Source organism: Novosphingobium sp. JCM 18896 (assembly GCF_025938095.1).
In the GTDB taxonomy this organism is placed as follows: Bacteria; Pseudomonadota; Alphaproteobacteria; order Sphingomonadales; family Sphingomonadaceae; genus Novosphingobium.
In genome coordinates, this window is the sequence record NZ_JAPCZF010000008.1 from 80970 (window position 1) to 98751 (window position 17782).

Consider the following 17782-nt stretch of genomic DNA (forward strand, 5'->3'; position numbering starts at 1 on the left):
TCCGCGATTCTCGTGCGGAAGGATGGAATCAACCGGTCCTTAACCACAATCCCATAGGGCACGGATATCCATTCGCCGCTGGCGGCCGCGAGAGACCCCGATGCCCGATCCCGCACGCCACGTCGCCTCGATCACCGGTTTGCGGGCGATCGCGGTGCTGGCGGTGATCCTCTACCATCTCGATCCGGCCTGGATGCCGGGCGGCTTCGTCGGGGTCGACTGCTTCTTCGTGATCTCGGGCTTCGTCGTGGCCCATTCGGTGATCGGGAAACCGGCCAACAATGCCCTGGCTTTCGTCGCGGGGTTCTATCGGCGCAGGTTCCTGCGGCTCTATCCGGCGCTGCTCGTCTACATCGTCGTCGCCACTACGGCGAGCATGCTGCTGATCCCGCTGGTCGCGGCGACGGCCGAGTTCGAGAAGTTCGGCGCGGCGGCCGCGCTCGGCCTCAGTCCCTTCCTGCTCAGGGACACCGGCTTCGACTATTTCGCGATCGCCAGCGAATTCAACCCTTTCGCGCACACCTGGTCGCTCGGCGTCGAGGAGCAATACTACGTGCTGTTCTCGCTGTTCGCCTATCCGCTGCTGATCGGCGGCGGCGCGCGCGTGCGGCGCGGGCTATGCGTGCTGCTGGGCGCCGCCGGCCTGGCCTCGCTCGTCTACAGCGCGCGGATGACCGCCAGCGACCCGGTCTTTGCCTTCTACATGCTGCCCACGCGCTTCTGGGAACTGGCGCTCGGGCTCGGCCTGCGACTGGCGATCGAGCATCCGCAGGTGACGGCCTGGGCCGCCACGCGCGCTCGGTTCGGCGAGATCGGGGCCGCCGCAGGGCTCGGCGCGCTGGTTCTCGCCTGCTGGTCGACCGCGCTCGTCGGCTTTCCCTACCCCGGCGCCCTGCTGCCCTGCCTGGCGACCGCGGTGCTGATCGCCGCCTTGTGGCTCTGGCGCGATAGCGGGGTCGCGCGTCGGCTGCAGAGCCCCATGCCGCTGTGGATCGGCCTGGCCAGCTATTCGCTCTATCTCTGGCACTGGGGCGTGATCGTGTTCATGCGCTGGACCGTCGGTGTCGACACGCTCGCGCTCAAGCTGATCGCGCTGGCGGCGACTTTCGCGATCGGCGCGGTCAGCTATCACGGTATCGAGCGCGCGGGACGCCTGCGCGCGGTGGCGGCGGTTTCTTCGAGCAGCTTCTTCCTGCGTTTTGCCGGCATTGTCAGCCTGGTCGTTTCCGCCTGCGTCTGGGCGGTCGCCTTCAAGCCCGAGGTCAGCCTCGCCGCGGCGAGCCAGTTGGAAACGTGGAATCCCTACAGCGCCCCCGCCGAACCGCGCCCCTGCGTCGCGCGGCAGGAGGTCCGCCTCGAAGGCGGCGTCGAAGCGCGCACCTTCGTTGCCCCGTGCCGCAAGCCCGGCGCGCCGCGGCTGTTCGTACTCGGGGACTCGCACGCCTCGGCCTACAGCCGAATGCTGTGGCGCGTCGCCGAGACCGGCGACTGGGAGGTCTGGCTCTATTCGCTACAGGGCTGCGGCGTCGTCAACTTCCGCGTGGCGCAGCGCTTCGAACGCTGCGAGCGCTTCTCCGAGGCCGCGCTGGCCGACATCGGCCGTCGCGCCAGAATCGGCGACTTCGTGTTCCTGCCGGCCTTGCAGACCGAACGGTTCCGCAACAATTGGGGCGATCCCGAGCAGCCGATCTACAGCGACCGCGGTATCGATTCCGCGATCTTCGCGGCCAATCGCGCGCGATTGGCGCGGGTGGCGGCGATGGGACATCCGGTGATCGTCGAAGGGCCCAAGCCGCTGATGCCGATCGCGCTGTTCCGCTGTGCCGACTGGTTCAACCGCGAGCAGACGTATTGCCGCACCGGAAATGCCGTGGCCAAGGACCGGATGCGCGCACGCATGGAGGTACCTGACGAGGGGCTGCGGCGCATCGTCGCGGGTCTCCCGGGCGTATCGATCTGGGAGCCCGCCGGGCTGCTGTGCCCGGGCGCCCGGTGCGACGGCTACGACCGCGGGCTACCGCTATTCGTCGACGTCGATCACCTCAGCGCCCATGGTAACGACGTGCTGTTCCCGGGCTTCCTCAGCGCGCTCGATCGGGCTCAGGCGGCGGCCCGATCGACCTTGGGCAGGAACAGGCAGAGCATTCCCAGCGCCGGCATAAAGGCGACCCACTGATAGACGGCCTCGATGCCGACCTTGTCCGCCGCCCAGCCGAGCGCGGCGGCGCCGATGCCGCCGACGCCGAAGGCGAAGCCGAAGAACAGGCCCGAGACCGTGCCGACGTGGTCGGGCATCAGCTCCTGCGCGAAGACGATGATCGCCGGGAAGGCCGAGGCCAGGATCAGGCCGATGACCATGGCCAGCGGCGTGGTCCAGGCGAGGCTCGCGTGCGGCAGCAGCAGCGCGAAGGGCAGGGCGCCGAGGATCGAGAACCACAGCACGTAGTTACGCCCGAAGCGATCGCCGAGCGGTCCGCCCGCGACCGTTCCGGCGGCGACCGCGGCGAGAAACAGGAACAGCTGGAACTGCGCCTGGGCGACCGAAAGGTGGAACTTCTCGATCAGGTAGAAGGTGTAGAAGCTCGTCAGGCTGGCGAGGTAGATGTACTTCGAGAAGACCAGCCCGAGCAGCACAGCGATGCCCAGCCGCGCCTTGCCCTGCGGCAGCGGCGTGGTCTTGCGCGCCTTGCGTCCGGCCTGGAGCCGCGCGAGGCCGTGGTGCTTGTACCAGCGGCTGACGTTCCACAGGATCGCTGCCGACAGCAGCGAGAGCAGCGCGAAGAAGGCGAGGCTGGTCTGGCCCCAGCGCACGACCACCAGCGCGGCGGCGAGCGGCCCCAGCGCCGAACCGGCATTGCCGCCGACCTGGAACAGCGACTGCGCGAAGCCCGGCCGCGAACCGCTGGCCATGCGCGCCACGCGCGAGCTTTCGGGATGGAAGATCGACGAGCCCATGCCGAGCAGCGCGGCGCCGAGCAGCACCAGCCAGTAGACGTGCGCGACCGACAGCACGGTCAGCCCCGCCATCGAGAACAGGGTGCCGATCGGCAGCGCCAGCGGCGCGGGCTTCTTGTCGGCGACGAGGCCGATGATCGGCTGCAGGATCGAGGCGGTGATCTGGTAGACCAGGGTGATCAGGCCGATCTGGCCGAAGCTCAGCGACAGTTCCCTGGCCAGCCCCGGATAGATCGCCGGCAGCAGCGACTGCATCATGTCGTTGATCAGGTGGCAGGCACTGATCGCTACGATGATGCCGAGCACGGTCTTGGCCGCGTCGGGCGTGGGCGCGGCGGTGGCGGCGGCCTCGCCGGGGGTGGGGGGACTGATCGTGGCCATGCGAAACTCCTGTAACGAAATGTTGCCTAGCAGCTTTCGCTATGTCCCGCTTCCGCCTATCGGTCATTCATACTTGAGTTTGGGACAGCTCGGAACGATGCTCAACGACCCCAATGTCGAAGTCGCGCGCGCCGTCGTCGGTGTCGGCAACGACTATCCGCCCTCGTTCGAGCTGGCGCCGCACACCCACCGGCGCGGGCAGTTCCTTCATGCGACCACGGGCGTCCTCGCCGTATCGACGCCGCAGGGCGCCTGGGTTTCGCCGCCGCAGCGCGCGGTGTGGATTCCGCCGGGAACGCCGCATGCCGTGCGGATGATCGGCCATGTCTCGACGCGCAGCGTGATGATCGATCCGGCGATTGGCCGTTTCGATCCCTGCTGCCGCGTGGTCGGCGTCTCGCCGCTGCTCAGTGCGCTGCTCGCCGAGGCCTGCGAGACCGTGCTCGAATATGACGAGGCCGGGCGCGACGGGCTGGTCATGCGGTTGATCGTCGCCGAGATCGAGCGCGCGCCGGTTATCCCGCTCGCCGTACCGTTCCCTTCGGCACCGGCCCTGGCCGCGCGCTGCCACGCCTTCCTCGAAGCGCCGAGCGTCAAGAGCGGGGTCGACGAATGGGCCGATGCGCTGCACCTCAACCGCCGTAGCTTCACGCGCCTGTTCCGCCGCGAGACAGGGATGAGCTTCGCCGAATGGCGCCAGCAGGCCTGTCTCGCCATGGCGCTGCAGCGGCTGGTCGCGGGGGTTTCGGTGACCGAGATCGCCTTCGATCTCGGCTACGACACGCCGGCGAGCTTCTCGACGATGTTCCGCCGCGTGCTCGGGGTGCCGCCGAGCCGCTACAGCGTTTAATGATGATCCTCCCCCGTCGGGGGAGGTGGCAGCCCGCAGGGCTGACGGAGGGGGCGCAGGCGAGTGCTCGCGCATCCTGCTGCCGCGCCCCCTCCACCCCTCGCTGCGCGAGCGGTCCCCCTCCCCCGGTGGGGGAGGATCTTTGATGTCAGGCCATGCCCTTGCCGACGGTCGCGCGTACGGGGATGCCCTCGGGTTCGAAGTCGTCGAGGCAGAACACGTTCACGCCGACGAAATCGGGCGTCACGCGCTTGCGGTGGAACGGGTAGATGCCGCAGGTCCGGCAGAAGAAGTGCCGCGCGGTGCGGGTGTGGAACTGGTATTCCTGCAGGCTGTCTTCGCCGGCGAGCAGCTCGAACGCGCTTTCGTGGACCTTGACCATCAGCGCGTTCTTGCGCCGGCAGATCGAGCAGTCGCAGGTGGTCAGCTCGGGGAAGTCGGTGGTGATCGCGAAGCGCACCGCGCCGCAGTGGCACGAGCCCTCGTGACGGGCGAGCGGGCGCGAACCGCCGCTGGTCATGCCGGCTCGACCAAGCGCGGCTGCGCGGCGAACCAGGGTTCGAGCCGCGCCAGCGCTTCCTCGACCAGCGCGGTCGAGACCGCGAAGCTGAAGCGGACGAAGCGGTTGCCGCCGAGCGGGTCGAAGTCGATCCCCGGCGCCGTGGCGACGCCGGTCTCCTCGAGCATGCGCCGGCAGAAGCCCAGGCTGTCTTGGGTCAGGTGGCCGACGTCGGCATAGATGTAGAAGGCGCCGTCGGGTGGGGCGATGTGGCTGAGGCCGAGCCGGGCGACGCCTTCGAGCATCAGGTCGCGGTTGCGCGCATAGGTCGCGACATGGCCTTCGAGCTCGTCGCGGCAGTCCATCGCCGCGAGGCCCGCGTGCTGCGCGAGGCTTGGCGGCGTGAGGAACAGGTTGCCCATTCGCGCGCGCGCCGGCTCGAGCAGATGCGGCGGCACGACCAGCCAGCCGAGCCGCCAGCCGGCCATCGAGAAGTATTTCGAGAACGAGTTGATGACGAGCGCCTGCGGCGCGACCGCGAGGGTCGAGCGGACGGGGCCGACGTAGGAAATGCCGTGGTAGATCTCGTCCGAGACGATGGCGATGCCGCGTTCGGCGCAGACCTCGGCGATGCGTGCGAGCTCTTCGGGTTCGATCACCGTGCCCGTGGGGTTGGCCGGGCTGGCGATGATCACGCCGTCTGGTGCGGGCTCGACCGCGGCGAGCGCGGCGGCGGTCAGCTGGAAGCGCTCGGCCTCGCCGCAGTCGAGCTCGACCGGCTCCATGTGCAGCGCCTTCAAGGTGTTGCGGTAGGCGACGTAGCCGGGGCGGGCGAGCGCGACTCTCGCGCCGGGTGCGAACAGGGTCGACAGCGCCAGCACCAGCGCAGGCGAGGCGCCGCAGGTGAGGATCACCTGTTCGGGCGCCACGGTCACGCCGTGCTCCTCGGCATAGAGCCGCGCGATCCGCGCCTTGAGCTGGGGGTTCTCCCAATAGCCCATCGGATCGGCGTCGAGCACCCGATGCGCGATCGCGATCGCCGCGGCCGGCGCGCCGGTCGAGGGCTGGCCATATTCCATGTGGATCACCGATCGGCCCTGGCTCGCGAGTTGGTAGGCGAGCTCGCCGATGGCGATGGCGTGGAACGGGTCGATCGTCGCGGTCATGCTGGGGCGTTTCGCATGCGGCGCCGGGGCGCGCAATCTAGACGAGCGGCGTCATCCGGCTGCCGCGGTGGTGCAGCAGCGCGTCGAGCAGCGACAGCGCGCGGGTCAGGCGTTCTCGGCTGAGGCTGCCGCCGATCGAGACGCGTACCGCGCGTGCGGTGTCGGCGGGATCGGCGACGAAGGCCTCGCCCGAGACCACCGACAGGCCCGAGGGCGCCAGGGCGCTGACCAGTTCGGTCGGCGCGAGCCCTTCGGGCAGCGGGATCCACAGGTGATAGCCTTCGGGCTCGGCGCGAAAGCTGCCCGCGGGCAGCAGTTCGTCGGCGATCGCGCGGCGTGCCACGCATTCGGCGCGGACCTCGTCGACCAGGCTCTGCAGGCTGCCGTCGGTGAGCCAGCGCGTCGCCAGCGCGACGTTGAGCGGCGGCGCCATGACCGTGGTCGCGTGGACGTCGGCCGCGAGCCGCCAGGCGTCGCGCAACGAGGGCGCGCGCAGATAGGCGACGCGCAGCGCGGGCGAGACGATCTTGGACAGGCTGGCGACGTGCCAGGTTCGCTCGGGCGCAAGGCTCGCCAGCGGCGGCAGCGGTTCGGCGGCGAGGCGGCCATAGGCGTCGTCCTCGATGATCTTGAGCTCGTGGCGCCGTGCCACTTCGGCGACCGCGCGGCGGCGTTCGACGCCCATGGTCGCGGTGGTCGGGCTGTCGTTGGTCGGCACCACGTAGAGCGCGCGCACCGGCTGACCTGCAAGCGCCTGGGCCGCGCAGGCGCGGTCGAGCGCCGCGGGATCGATCCCTTCGGCATCGCTGTCGACGGCGAGGACCTGGAGCCCGAGGCGGCGCGCGATCGACAGCCAGCCCGGATAGGCGAAGCGCCCGGTGCAGACCACGTCGCCGGGTTCGAGTGCGGCATGTGCGATCGCGTGGAGCGCGGTCTGGCCGCCGCTGACCACGAGGACATTGTCCTCGTCGGCCGCGATGCCGCGCGTGGCCAGCCAGTCGGCGCCGGCCTGGCGATCGCCGGGCGCGCCGCCGGCGGGCTGGTACTGAAGGCGGTTGGCCGCGGCAGGCCCGGCCAGGATCTCGCGCAGCCCGGCGGCATAGGCTTCGGGCAGGCTCGAACGCAGCGGCAGCGGCGGCAGGTTCATGCCCGTGTCGAACGGTGCGATCTGTTCGGCCGCGAGCGTGCCACCCAGAATGCCATGAGCCTCGCGCACGAAGGAGCCGCGGCGGCCGTCGGCGTCGATCAGGCCCTGGCGGCGCGCCTCGGCATAGGCGCGCGTCACCGTGCCGAGGTCGATCCCCAGCGCTTCGGCGAGGTCGCGCTGTGGTGGCAGGCGGTCACCCGGGCGCAGTCGTCCGGTCTCGATGTCGCGGCCGAGCGCGGCGCTGATCGAGAGGTATTTCGGCCCGGCCGAGCTGGCGATTTCAGGCAGCCACATATTGTATGCCTATATGCGTTGATTTTGTATCCATACAAACTATATGAGCGATACCGACAAGGTGCAAGGGCCGAGTCGGGGGCCATTCGCGGCCCGCTGCAAAAGGTGTGGAATGTCCGAACCGGTTCTCGAAGGTCGCGCCAAGTTCGACTGGATCGTCCACTGCGGCTGGAAGGGGCTCTGCCCGCGCTGCGGCCAGGGCAAGATGTTCCGTCGCTGGCTCAAGCTCGCCGACACCTGTCCGTCCTGCGGGCTCGACTACAAGTTCGCCGCGCCCGACGACGGCCCGGCCTTCTTCTCGCTCTGCATCATCGCCTTCCCGCTGATCTTCTTCGTGGTCTGGCTGCAGGTCGCCTATGATCCGCCGTTCTGGGTCCACCTGCTGACCTCGTTCCCGCTGCTGGCCTTCGGCTGCATCTTCCCACTCCAGCCGATCAAGGGCTGGCTGGTCGCCTCGCAATACGTCAACAAGGCGCAGGAAGCGGGGACAGAGAGCCTGTGGGCGCAGCTCCACGACCGCGCGACCGAGAGCAGGCGCGATGGGCGCGATGACTGATCCGGTCTTCGTCCAGGCGCGCGAATTCGCCGCGGCCTTCCTCGACGGGATGCGCCGCCAGGACCTCGCGCTGATGGTCCGCGCGGGCGAGGGCGACGACTTCCCCGAAGTGATCACCGCTGCCGCGCTGCTCGAAGGCCTCGGCGCGCGCAACGCGCACCAGGAGCAGGCGCTGCGGGCCTATGCCGACGCCGAGTTCTGGGACGAGGACCTGCCCGGCGGCCCGCTCGCGCTGCACGACAAGGGCGCCATGGCGCGCAACGTGCTGGCCGGGCGCGAGCCGCACTACAACTGCGAGTAGCGAGCTAGGCTGCTACAAGCCTCTGTACCGTTCCCCCGTCGCCCCTGCGCAGGCAGGGGCCCAACTGACCGTGCCTCACGCACTTCCCGCTTCAGGACGAGAGCTTGGTTGGGCCCCTGCCTGCGCAGGGGCGACGGATGGATTGGTGGACTTGGCCTAGTCCAACCTTACCCGCAGGTGGTTGACCCCGCGCGCGACCAGGCCGCCGATCATCTTGGTCGGCTCGGGGCTATCGGTGTCGAGCCGCATCTTGGGGAAGCGGTCGAGCAGCGCGTTGATCGCCGCGGTCATCTCCGCGCCGGCGACGAAGCGGCCGAGGCAGGTGTGCGGGCCCGCGGCGAAGCCGACATGGCGCTTGGCCGGACGGTGGAGATCGTAAAGGTCGGGGTTCTCCCAGCGCTCGGGATCGCGGTTGGCGGAACCGAGGCAGCAGTCGATGATCGCGCCTTCGGGAATGTCCATGCCCTCGAGCACGGTGTCGCGCGTCGCCATGCGGTAGAACAGCGGGTCGGTGCAGTTCCAGCGCACCGATTCCTCGATCGCCTGCTCCATCAGCGAGCGGTCGGCGCGCAGGTCCTCGAGCTGGTCGCGGTTGGAGAGCAGCGCGAACAGGGTGATGCCGAGCTGGCGGAAGGTCGTGCCGCCGCCGGCAAGCAGCAGCAGGCGCGAGAACGACAGGATCGCCTCGTCGGGCAGTTGCGAGGCCTTGCCCTCGGCATCGGTGAAAGGCGCGTCGATCATGCGCGAGATCAGGTCGTCGCGGCGCTCCTGGCGGCGCTCGGCGATCGCGCCGAGCAGGACGGTGCGGACCTTCTCGTGCGCGACCTTGCGCGCGGCCTCGGGCAGCATCGGCGCCATCGAGGTCAGCAGGTTGTCGCGGAACTCCAGCGCCTCGTCCGAGGACAGGCCATAGGCGGCGGTGACCGTGTGCATCGGCAGGCGGCCGCAGAGCTGTGGGACGAGGTCGACCGCCTGCTGGCCCTCGATCCCGTCGAGCAGGATCTGGACGAAGGGCTCGATCCACTTCTCGGTCCACCAGCCCATCGCCTGGTCGCGCGTCATCATCGGCTGGACCGCGGCGCGGTGGCGCGCGTGTTCCTGGCCGATCATCGTCAGCACCGTGTGCCCGATGTTGAGCATCACGCTCTCCTGCTCCTGGTAGTGGGCGGAGGAGAACTTGGCGGCGTCGACCAGCGCCTTCGAGCAGGCATCGAACGAGAGCGCGGTGAAATGCTGGCGCTGCGGCGAGGTGTGGTCGGGCTGGCCGGTCAGTTCGAGCGACAGGCTGCCCTTGAACACGGGGCCCTGCGCGCGCAGCCGCGCGAAGTCGGGATAGGGATCCTCGAGCATGACGCCGCCCGAGTGCTCGATCTCCTTCTCGACGTTGAACATCTCCTTGTAGCGCGGATCGTCGCGCGTCAGCGCATTGTCGGTGGCCATTTTCTGCTCTGTCCCTCGCTGGCGCGGGCCACCTTGTCGGCGCTCCGCTGTCTCTCCGTGATATATGATGTATCATAGTCTGATCGCGATACCGACACAACATTCGAAATAAGAACTTGCATTCGCTGTTTGGGGAACAAAATGGGTCCAGATCGGCTGCAAATGCGGACTCAACCATGCAAGATGCTGCTATGATGGGAAAAATCGGCGGGGATTGATCGTGGCGGTAATCGATTTCGAGCGCGCGAAGCGCTTGCGACAGATTCAATCATGTCAGCTCGCGCTCGAAATCGACGCGACGCTCCGTCCGGGCATGGAACTGCCCGAGCCGTTGCTGCTGATGTTCGCGTGGATCGAAGCCCACGGCTGGTTCGAAGGCACCAAGAGCGGCCGGGTCGGCTACCTCTGCCCGCGCGCCGACCTGCGCCAGGGCCTGATCAGCAGCGCCCGCGCAGGCGGGACTTTCATCCATTTCGGTGCCGAGGACAGCGAGGATCTGTCCTACTGGTTCGCTGCCGACGATCCCCAGATCGTCGCGCGGCTCTGCGTCTTTTCGGAGGTCAACGGCGACGGTTCGCGGATCGCGCTGTGGCTGGACGACGACGGCGCGCAGAAGATCGTGCTGATGGGCTCGAACCTGGGCTGCGCGACGATGTGCGTGCTCGCCGACGATCCCGTCGATTTCTTGCGGCTGATCGCGATCGGCTACGACAACATCGATGGCGACGATTTCGAAAAGCTGCCGAACGAGGTCGATCCCGAATATCCGGTCCATCCGAACTTCGCCTTCCGCGCCTGGGTCGAACAGACCTTTGCGGTCACGATCCCCGCGCGCGGCTCGGAGATCGTGCGGCATGCGCACAGCCGGCTGGCGCCGAGCTCGCCCGATCCGTTCTGGCAATGGGCGCGGCGCATGACCGAGACACCGCCGGCGCAGACCGTGACGGCGCGCCCCAGCTAGAGCCCCAAGCTAGAAGGCTCTTGGCCTGCGCGAGAGGGCGCTGGCCGGGCTGCGAGCCACTCGGAATGCTTCCCATTTGGGGATATGCCGCGCGCCGTGCGCGTGCTGTCTGTCGCCAAGCGCTCGCGCCGCCAAGGTCGCGAGTCCAGACCTGTTTGGGAGAGGATTGCCATGGATTTGCAGCTCACGGGCCGACGCGTGCTCGTCACCGGCAGCAGCAGCGGGATCGGCGCCGCCGTCGCGCGGATGCTGGCCGAAGAAGGCGCGCGGGTGGTGATCCACGGCCGTGATCGCGCACGCGCCGAGGCCGTCGCGGCCGAGGTCGGCGCCGCGGGTGTCGCCATCGGCGAGCTCAGCACCGACGAGGCCTGCAGCCGCGTCCACGCCGAGGCCGTCGCGGCGCTCGGCGGCAACATCGAGATCCTGATCAACAACGCCGGCGGCAATTCCGAAGGCAATTCGACCAAGCCGCCGCACCAGATCTCGGGCGAGCACTACCTGTCGAACTTCAACGCCAACGCGTTGGCGGCGATCCGCCTGACCAACCTGTCGATCCCCGACATGGAAGCCGCGCAGTTCGGCCGCGTGATCAACGTGTCGAGCGCGGTCGCGGTCCAGCCCAACAACATGGGCGGCGACTATTCGGCGGCCAAGGCGGCGATGAACAACTTCACCGTCAGCCTGGCCGGTGCGCTCAAGGGCAAGGGCATCACGGTCAACACCGTCTCGCCGGGCATCGTCATGGTCGATGGCCTGCTGCGCATGGGCCGCGATCGCCTGGGCAAGCCCGATGCGACCTTCGAGGAAGTCAGCGACATGCTCGTCGCCGCCGGGGTGTTCACCCTGCCGCCGGCCGGCCGGGTCGGCATCCCGGAGGATCTCGCGATCATCATCTGCACGCTCGCCAGCCCGCGCTCGGGCTATGTCACCGGCGCCAACTACCGCGTCGACGGTGGCCAGATCCGCAGCCTGAACTGAGGGGAGACACCGCCATGTCGCAGAACAAGTATCGCGTCATCCAGTGGGCCACCGGTACGGTCGGCACCGCGGCGCTGCGCCACTTCATCCAGAACCCGGCGATCGAGCTCGTCGGCGTCTACGTCACCAATCCCGACAAGGCGGGCAAGGATGCGGGCGATCTCGCCGGCCTGCCCAAGACCGGGGTCCTCGCCTCCGACGATTTCGAGGCGATGATCGCGCTCGAGGCCGACTGCGTGCTCTATGCGCCGGCGCAGGGCCCCACCCTGATCGACACCGCCTGCCGCCTGCTCGCCTCGGGCAAGAACGTGGTCTCGCCGGCGGGCCCGTTCCTGCCCAACAAGTGGTTCCCCGAAGTGGCCGAGCGGATCGAGGCCGCCTGCCGCGAGGGCGGGAGCTCGTTCCACGGCTGCGGCGTCCATCCGGGCTTCTCGGGCGACATCCTGCCGCTGACCCTGGCGCGGCTGATGGCGCGGGTCGACACGGTCGAGGTCACCGAGATCATCGACAAGGTGCGCAACCCGATGATCTATACCGAGATGGCCGGGTTCGGGCTCGATGCCGACGAACTGCTCGCCAATCCGCGCCGCTCCCCCGAGACCTACAAGGCTTTCTATTCGTCGATGGACATGCTGGCCAAGGGCCTCGGCAAGGAGATCGAGAAGGTCACGGTCAAGTTCGAGGTGGCCAAGGCCAAGCGCGACATCACGCACCTCTATGGCGAGATCAAGCAGGGCACGGTCGGCGGCCAGCACTACGAGTGGACCGCCTGGGCCGATGGCAAGCCGCTGATCGTCTACAACTTCTTCTGGCAGCTCGGCGACAGCGCCGACGATCTCGACCCGCTGTGGGAAGAGGGCGAGTCCTGCTACCGCGTGCGCATGCACGGCGAGCCGCCGATGGAAGTGAAGCTGATGGGCATGCCCGAGGCCGATGGCCGCCGCCCGTTCCACGGCCTGCCCTGGACCGGCATCGTCGGCGCCACCGCGGTCCCCGCAGTCTGCGACGCGGCGCCCGGCGTGGTCAGCCACATCGATCTCGGCGTGGTGCAGATGCCGGGGATCACCGGCTAGCGCGTTCGGCCCAATGCCGTCGCGCCAAGGCCTTTAAGCGGGCTCGAGCGCGGCGAGCAGGTCCTGGAAGTCGTCGGCGCGGATCAGGCGTTCGAACTGGAAGCCGGCGCGTTCGACCGAGGTCCAGACCAGGTGCGCCTCGATCCAGCCGATCACCGGCAGCCGCATCGCCACCCTGTCACCGCGCCGGAGCATCGGCAGGTCGGTGGCCATGAAGCCCGAGGCCGAGATGTTGGCGATCGACAGGCCGATTTCGCCGAGGCGAGGATGCTGCGCGATGACCTTATGATCGAGCGAATGGCGTGTCGCCTTGCGCTCATCGACGGCGGAGAGACATGCCTGCAAAGCCCGAGTTCCTTCTGCGGTATGCTCGCATCTTAGGCGCGACCACCCCGCGGTCTGGTTAAGAGACGGTAGGATAAGGCTCTGCATTCCTTAGACATTGGTCGAGAGAAGGGGGCGACGACGCGCTCGGCGCGACGGCTGAAGCGGTGGGTTTGTCGTGGTGTGCGGACGGGCGGGTTTTGCTCGGAAACGTATGATTTTCACCATACCAAACTCGTCACCCCGGACTTGATCCGGGGTCCCGCTTTCGCCTCTAACCCGTCGGTCAGATGAGGAAGTCGTAGAGATCGTTCCAGTCCGGATTGCCGCGCTCGATCAGAGCGAACTTCCAGGAACGGCGCCACCGCTTCAGGCGCTTTTCGTGGGCTATGCAGTCTTCGATGGTTTCGCCGCGTTCCGCCCAGACCAATCGCCGCAATCCGTAGCGAGCACAGAAATCCGATCCGCTCCCGTCACGATGCGCGAAAATTCGCTGCGGCAGGTCCGCCGTAACCCCGACGTAGATCGTGCCGCGATAGCGATCGGCCATAATATAGACCCAGCCGCCGCGCCGCTCCCTGTCCATGCGTCGAGTTGGAGAAAAGCGGGCCCCCGGGTCAAGCCCGGGGCGACGGGGAGAGGGGGTGAGAAACGTCGGCTATGGAGGCAGTCGGCGATCATGCATTACGACCGCAATGTCCCCACTCGCAGCCGCTCCGAGCGACCGGCAAGCCTAAGGCTTGCTCTCGCCGGCTAGCTTCATCAGTAGCTCCGCCACGCGATGCGGCTCGGTCACCATCATATCGTGTCCAGTGTCGACGCTCCAAACGCGGTCGGCATCGAGACTTCGCTCAAGGCTTTCGCCTTTGCGAAGCCGCAGTGTCGACGGGGCGTTGATGTTGGTCCTGGGCAAGGCCCGCACAGCCGCTCCGTCGGAGAGTTTCAGCGGCTCGATAAAGCACTGCCATGGATGCGGGGTGAGCTTGCTGCGCAGCCATTCTTGATCGGAGGGATCGGTCACCCCGTAGATCATGAACGACGGAGCGTCGGGAAACAGCACCAGTTCGACACCGTCGACGACGCGCATTTCGTTTGCCGCAAGCTGCCTCAGCGCTGGCGACCAATCGACCAATGCCTCGCCGTCAAAGGGGATGGCGGCATCGAGATAGACCATCTCGCTGATGCGCCCGGGCAACTTATCCGCGACACCGGTGATCACCATGCCGCCATAACTGTGGCCCACGAGGATGACATCGGCGAGATCGCCCTGTTCGATAACCTCGACAATATCGGCGATGTGGGTGGCTAGTGTCGTTTCGGGCGAAAGCAGCGACGCCCGCTCGCCGAGCCCTGTCAGCGTCAGCGCATGGACCTCATGACCTGCAGCCGTGAGAATTGGCCTGACACGATCCCAGCACCAGCCACCGTGCGCGCCGCCATGAACCAGGACATAGCAGGCCAACACTTGCTCCTCTCGTCGACGGTAGCCTCTAGCATGTGGACCCGATTGATGTTCTCGATGATTCAAACTACCCGCAATCAACTTTGCCTATGGCCGCGCCGACCGCCATCAAACGGGTTGCTTAAATCGCCTCACGCTCGGCTTCCGCGCCGGCAGATTGCATAGAGGCAGATCGTCAGGTTCTTGAATTGCAATGAATTATCGCCACTCCTTCCATGCGGGCAACAGCGCCGATGTCGTCAAGCACAGCCTGCTGATCGCCCTCGTGCGGGCCTTGCAGCAGAAACAGGGCGCGCTGACCCTGATCGACACCCATGCCGGCTGCGGGCTCTACGACCTCAACGGCGATGAGGCCCAGCGCACCGGCGAGGCCACGCAGGGCGTGATGCGGGCCCTCGCCGACCCGAATCCTTTGCTGGACGACTACCGCGCCGCTGTGAAGGCGGTGAATGTCGAGAGCGAGCCGCGCCTTTACCCCGGTTCGCCGCGGATCCTGGCGCAGCTTCTGCGCCCGCAGGATTTCCTGGTCCTCAACGAAAAACATCCCGAGGACGTCCATGCCCTGCGCGGCGCGATGCGCGACACGCCCGCTGCCGTGCATCAGCGTGACGCCTACGAGCTTTGGCTGGCGATGGTGCCGCCCCGCACCGCGCGCGGCGTGGTGGTGGTCGATCCGCCCTACGAGCAGACGGACGAACGCGCCCGCATCACCGCCACCCTCGCCGCGGCGCACCGCAAATGGGCGCATGGCGTGACGGTGATCTGGTATCCGCTGAAAGAGCGGCCCATGCACGCGCAGTGGAAGCACCAGTTACGCAAGCTCGGCATCCCGAAACTGCTGTGTGTCGACCATTGGCTGTACGATGCCGATCAGCCCGGCATCTACAACGGTGCGGGCCTTTATTTCGTCAATCCGCCTTACGCCTTCACGCAGGCGCTGCCGCCGCTGCTCGAAGCCCTGCGCGCCGCGCTAGCGCCAGAAGGGCATAGGGGCGAGATCACAGCCGATTGGCTGAACGACTAAAACGAACCCTCATCGCCCCCTTCTTCCAAGCGAGGAGCCAGCGATAGGTTCCGATGCCGCGATCTGCCGGCTTCGTCCCCGCCGAAGGTGCGCCATAGAGAACATCGGTGCCGTTGCCTCGTGTCGCAAAGTCACCGCGATGCTGACATAGTCGGCGGCATCGCTTTGACGAACTCGGAGGTCATGGTGCTGCAGCTTTTCGCTGAGGATTTATGGATCGCCGAGGGGCCGATCGTGACCAATTTGGCCTTCGACTTCCCGACGCGCATGATCGTCGTCCGCCTGTCCGATGGTGCGCTCTTCATCTGGTCGCCGATAGCGCTCTCCCAAGAGCTTCGCAGCGCCGTCGATGGCCTCGGCCCCGTGCGTCACGTCGTCGCGCCCAATACCCTGCATCACCTGTTTCTGGAGGCGTGGCATCGCGCTTATCCCGAAGCGACGCTTCATGCCGTGCCGGAACTGCGCGCGAAGCGCTCGGAACTGGAGTGGGGCGACGATCTCGGCGATAGGCCGACCGCGGCGTGGTCGAACGATATCGACCAGGTCGTCATTCGCGAAAATCGCATCACCACCGAGGTCGTCTTCTTCCATCGCCGCAGTCGGACCGCGATTTTCACCGATATGATCCAGCAGTTCGACGCCGGCTGGTTCAAGGGTTGGCGCGGCCTCGTCGCAAAGCTCGATTTGATGACCGCGCCCGCGCCCACCGTCCCGCGAAAGTACCGGATGGCGTTCCGCGATCGGGACATGGCGCGACAGGCTCTGCAGCAGATCCTGGCCTGGCCCACCGAAGGCCTGCTGGCAGCGCATGCCAGGCCGATACGGCATGGCGGCCGCGACGTGATCGCCCGGGCTTTCGACTGGCTGCTGCCAGCCTAGCCAACGAAAAAGGGCGCGCCTTGCGGCACGCCCTCTCTCTTTTCGAAGCTGAAGCGATCAGCGCGGCAGCTGGGTCGCGCCCATCAGCGCCTCGTCGACCGCGCGCGCGGCCTGGCGGCCTTCGCGGATCGCCCAGACGACCAGGCTCTGGCCGCGGCGCATGTCGCCGCAGGCGAAGATCTTGGGATCGCTGGTCTGGTAGTCGGTGACGTTGGCCGCGACGTTGCCGCGGCCGTCGAGCGTGACGCCGGTCTGTTCGACCAGGCCCTGCTTCTTCGGACCGACGAAACCCATGGCGAGCAGGATCAGCTCGGCCTCGAGCACGAACTCGCTGCCTTCGATTTCCTTCATCGCGCCGTCGACCCACTCGACGCGCACGCATTCGAGGCCGCGCACGTCGTTGTCGCCGACGACGCGCTTGGTCAGGATCGCCCAGTCGCGATCGACGCCTTCCTCGTGGCTCGACGAGGTGCGCAGCTTGAGCGGCCAGTTCGGCCAGCTAAGCGCCTTGGCTTCCTTCTCGGGCGGCTTGGGCATGATCTCGATCTGGGTGACGCTCTTGGCGCCCTGGCGGATCGAGGTGCCGACGCAGTCCGAACCCGTGTCGCCGCCGCCGATGACGACGACGTTCTTGCCCGTCGCGAACAGCGAGCCGCGCGGCGCGGCGCGCATCTCGTCGTCGCCGGCATTGCGCTTGTTCTGCTGGGTCAGGAATTCCATCGCCAGTCGCACGCCCGGAAGCTCGGCGCCCGGGATGTCGAGCTTGCGCGCATCCTCGGCACCGCCGGCCAGGACGATCGCGTCGAAGTTCTCCTTGAGCGACGCCACCGAGATGGTCACGCCGACCTCGACCGAGGTGCGGAACTGGACGCCTTCGGCCTCCATCTGCACCGCGCGGCGGTTGATCAGGTGCTTTTCCATCTTGAAGTCGGGGATGCCGTAGCGGAGCAGGCCGCCGATCCGGTCGTTCTTCTCGAAGACGGTGACCGAGTGGCCGGCGCGCGCGAGCTGCTGCGCGGCGGCCATGCCGGCCGGGCCCGAGCCGACGACGGCGACGGTCTTGCCCGTGCGCTGCGCGGGCACCTGCGGGGCGATCCAGCCTTCCTGCCAGCCGCGATCGACGATCGCGCATTCGATCGACTTGATGGTCACGGCCTGGTCGACGATGTTCAAGGTGCAGGCTGCCTCGCACGGGGCGGGGCAGATGCGGCCGGTGAACTCGGGGAAGTTGTTGGTCGAGTGCAGGACCTCGAGCGCGTTCTTCCAGTCACCCTCGTAGGTCAGGTGGTTCCAGTCCGGGATGATGTTGTTCACCGGACAGCCGTTGTGACAGTAGGGAATGCCGCAGTTCATGCAGCGCGAGGCCTGCGCGCGGAGATCGCTCTCCGGCAGCGGCACGACGAATTCCTTGTAGTGCTTGATGCGGTCTTCGACCGGACCATACTTGCGGTCCGAGCGATCAAGCTCGAGGAAGCCGGTTTCCTTGCCCATG

General features: G+C 67.5%; 18 protein-coding genes. 9 read left to right on the top strand and 9 right to left on the bottom strand.

All coding sequences use genetic code 11. From position 1 onward, the window contains the following. The first annotated feature begins 100 nt into the window (after positions 1–100). Positions 101–2176 carry an acyltransferase family protein gene (locus OLX23_RS22060; protein WP_264447374.1) on the top strand — a complete coding sequence of 692 codons (2076 nt, stop codon included), beginning with the start codon at positions 101–103 and terminating at the stop codon, positions 2174–2176. Here OLX23_RS22060 and OLX23_RS22065 read toward each other — a convergent pair. Beyond that, on the bottom strand, positions 2101–3336 hold the full coding sequence (locus OLX23_RS22065; protein WP_264447375.1) for an MFS transporter: 1236 nt from the start codon (positions 3334–3336) through the stop codon (positions 2101–2103). The genes OLX23_RS22060 and OLX23_RS22065 overlap by 76 nt on opposite strands. 97 nt (positions 3337–3433) lie before the next feature. Between OLX23_RS22065 and OLX23_RS22070 the strand changes: the two genes are divergently transcribed. Beyond that, positions 3434–4186 (top strand): AraC family transcriptional regulator, encoded by a 753-nt coding sequence (locus OLX23_RS22070; RefSeq protein ID WP_264447376.1) that lies wholly within the window; start codon positions 3434–3436, stop codon positions 4184–4186. 148 nt (positions 4187–4334) lie between these two features. Here OLX23_RS22070 and OLX23_RS22075 read toward each other — a convergent pair whose 3' ends face one another. From OLX23_RS22075 to OLX23_RS22085, 3 genes are read right to left on the bottom strand one after another with little or no spacing between them, the layout of a single operon-like run. Next, on the bottom strand, positions 4335–4706 hold the full coding sequence (locus tag OLX23_RS22075) for a GFA family protein (protein ID WP_264447377.1): 372 nt from the start codon (positions 4704–4706) through the stop codon (positions 4335–4337). Continuing rightward, positions 4703–5851, bottom strand: a complete 1149-nt coding sequence (locus tag OLX23_RS22080; protein WP_264447379.1) for an aminotransferase class I/II-fold pyridoxal phosphate-dependent enzyme — start codon at positions 5849–5851, stop codon at positions 4703–4705. The genes OLX23_RS22075 and OLX23_RS22080 overlap by 4 nt, the downstream gene beginning before the upstream one ends. Before the next feature lie 37 nt (positions 5852–5888). Beyond that, positions 5889–7292, bottom strand: coding sequence for a PLP-dependent aminotransferase family protein (locus OLX23_RS22085; protein WP_264447380.1), 1404 nt, complete (start codon positions 7290–7292; stop codon positions 5889–5891). A 112-nt stretch (positions 7293–7404) separates the two neighbouring features. Between OLX23_RS22085 and OLX23_RS22090 the strand changes: the two genes are divergently transcribed. Continuing rightward, positions 7405–7848, top strand: a complete 444-nt coding sequence (locus tag OLX23_RS22090; RefSeq protein WP_264447381.1) for a DUF983 domain-containing protein — start codon at positions 7405–7407, stop codon at positions 7846–7848. Further along, positions 7841–8149, top strand: a complete 309-nt coding sequence (locus OLX23_RS22095; protein WP_264447382.1) for a hypothetical protein — start codon at positions 7841–7843, stop codon at positions 8147–8149. Before OLX23_RS22090 ends, OLX23_RS22095 begins: the two co-directional genes overlap by 8 nt. 156 nt (positions 8150–8305) lie before the next feature. Here OLX23_RS22095 and OLX23_RS22100 read toward each other — a convergent pair whose 3' ends face one another. After that, entirely contained in the window at positions 8306–9589 is a 1284-nt protein-coding gene (locus OLX23_RS22100) for a cytochrome P450 (protein WP_264447384.1), read from the bottom strand. A 220-nt stretch (positions 9590–9809) separates the two neighbouring features. On the opposite strand from OLX23_RS22100, the gene OLX23_RS22105 reads away from it, so the two are divergent. From OLX23_RS22105 to OLX23_RS22115, 3 genes are all read left to right on the top strand, one after another. Then, positions 9810–10550, top strand: coding sequence for a hypothetical protein (locus tag OLX23_RS22105; protein ID WP_264447385.1), 741 nt, complete (start codon positions 9810–9812; stop codon positions 10548–10550). Between the two features lie 171 nt (positions 10551–10721). Continuing rightward, positions 10722–11528: an SDR family NAD(P)-dependent oxidoreductase gene (locus OLX23_RS22110; protein WP_264447387.1), complete on the top strand. Its 807-nt coding sequence runs from the start codon at positions 10722–10724 to the stop codon at positions 11526–11528. Positions 11529–11542: 14 nt separating this feature from the next. Continuing rightward, positions 11543–12601: a hypothetical protein gene (locus tag OLX23_RS22115; RefSeq protein WP_264447388.1), complete on the top strand. Its 1059-nt coding sequence runs from the start codon at positions 11543–11545 to the stop codon at positions 12599–12601. 33 nt (positions 12602–12634) lie between these two features. On the opposite strand, the gene OLX23_RS22120 is transcribed toward OLX23_RS22115, so the two are convergent. The 3 genes from OLX23_RS22120 to OLX23_RS22130 all read right to left on the bottom strand — a co-directional run bounded on the left by OLX23_RS22120 (position 12635) and on the right by OLX23_RS22130 (position 14387). Continuing rightward, positions 12635–12946: a PilZ domain-containing protein gene (locus OLX23_RS22120; RefSeq protein ID WP_264447390.1), complete on the bottom strand. Its 312-nt coding sequence runs from the start codon at positions 12944–12946 to the stop codon at positions 12635–12637. Between the two features lie 265 nt (positions 12947–13211). After that, the gene (locus tag OLX23_RS22125; protein ID WP_264447392.1) at positions 13212–13511 is read right to left on the bottom strand and encodes a GIY-YIG nuclease family protein; all 300 of its coding nucleotides are present in this window, start codon (positions 13509–13511) and stop codon (positions 13212–13214) included. Positions 13512–13658: 147 nt separating this feature from the next. Continuing rightward, complete coding sequence (locus OLX23_RS22130) at positions 13659–14387, bottom strand: alpha/beta fold hydrolase (RefSeq protein WP_264447394.1); 729 nt, start codon at positions 14385–14387, stop codon at positions 13659–13661. A gap of 193 nt (positions 14388–14580) precedes the next feature. Here OLX23_RS22130 and OLX23_RS22135 point away from each other — a divergent pair, with 193 nt between their 5' ends. Continuing rightward, positions 14581–15411, top strand: coding sequence for a 23S rRNA (adenine(2030)-N(6))-methyltransferase RlmJ (locus OLX23_RS22135; protein ID WP_264447395.1), 831 nt, complete (start codon positions 14581–14583; stop codon positions 15409–15411). Positions 15412–15594: 183 nt separating this feature from the next. After that, entirely contained in the window at positions 15595–16290 is a 696-nt protein-coding gene (locus OLX23_RS22140) for a DUF4336 domain-containing protein (protein ID WP_264447396.1), read from the top strand. 57 nt (positions 16291–16347) lie between these two features. Here the strand turns inward: OLX23_RS22140 and OLX23_RS22145 are convergent, their stop codons facing one another. Next, complete coding sequence (locus OLX23_RS22145; RefSeq protein ID WP_264447398.1) at positions 16348–17781, bottom strand: glutamate synthase subunit beta; 1434 nt, start codon at positions 17779–17781, stop codon at positions 16348–16350. Between the last annotated feature and the right edge of the window lies 1 nt (position 17782).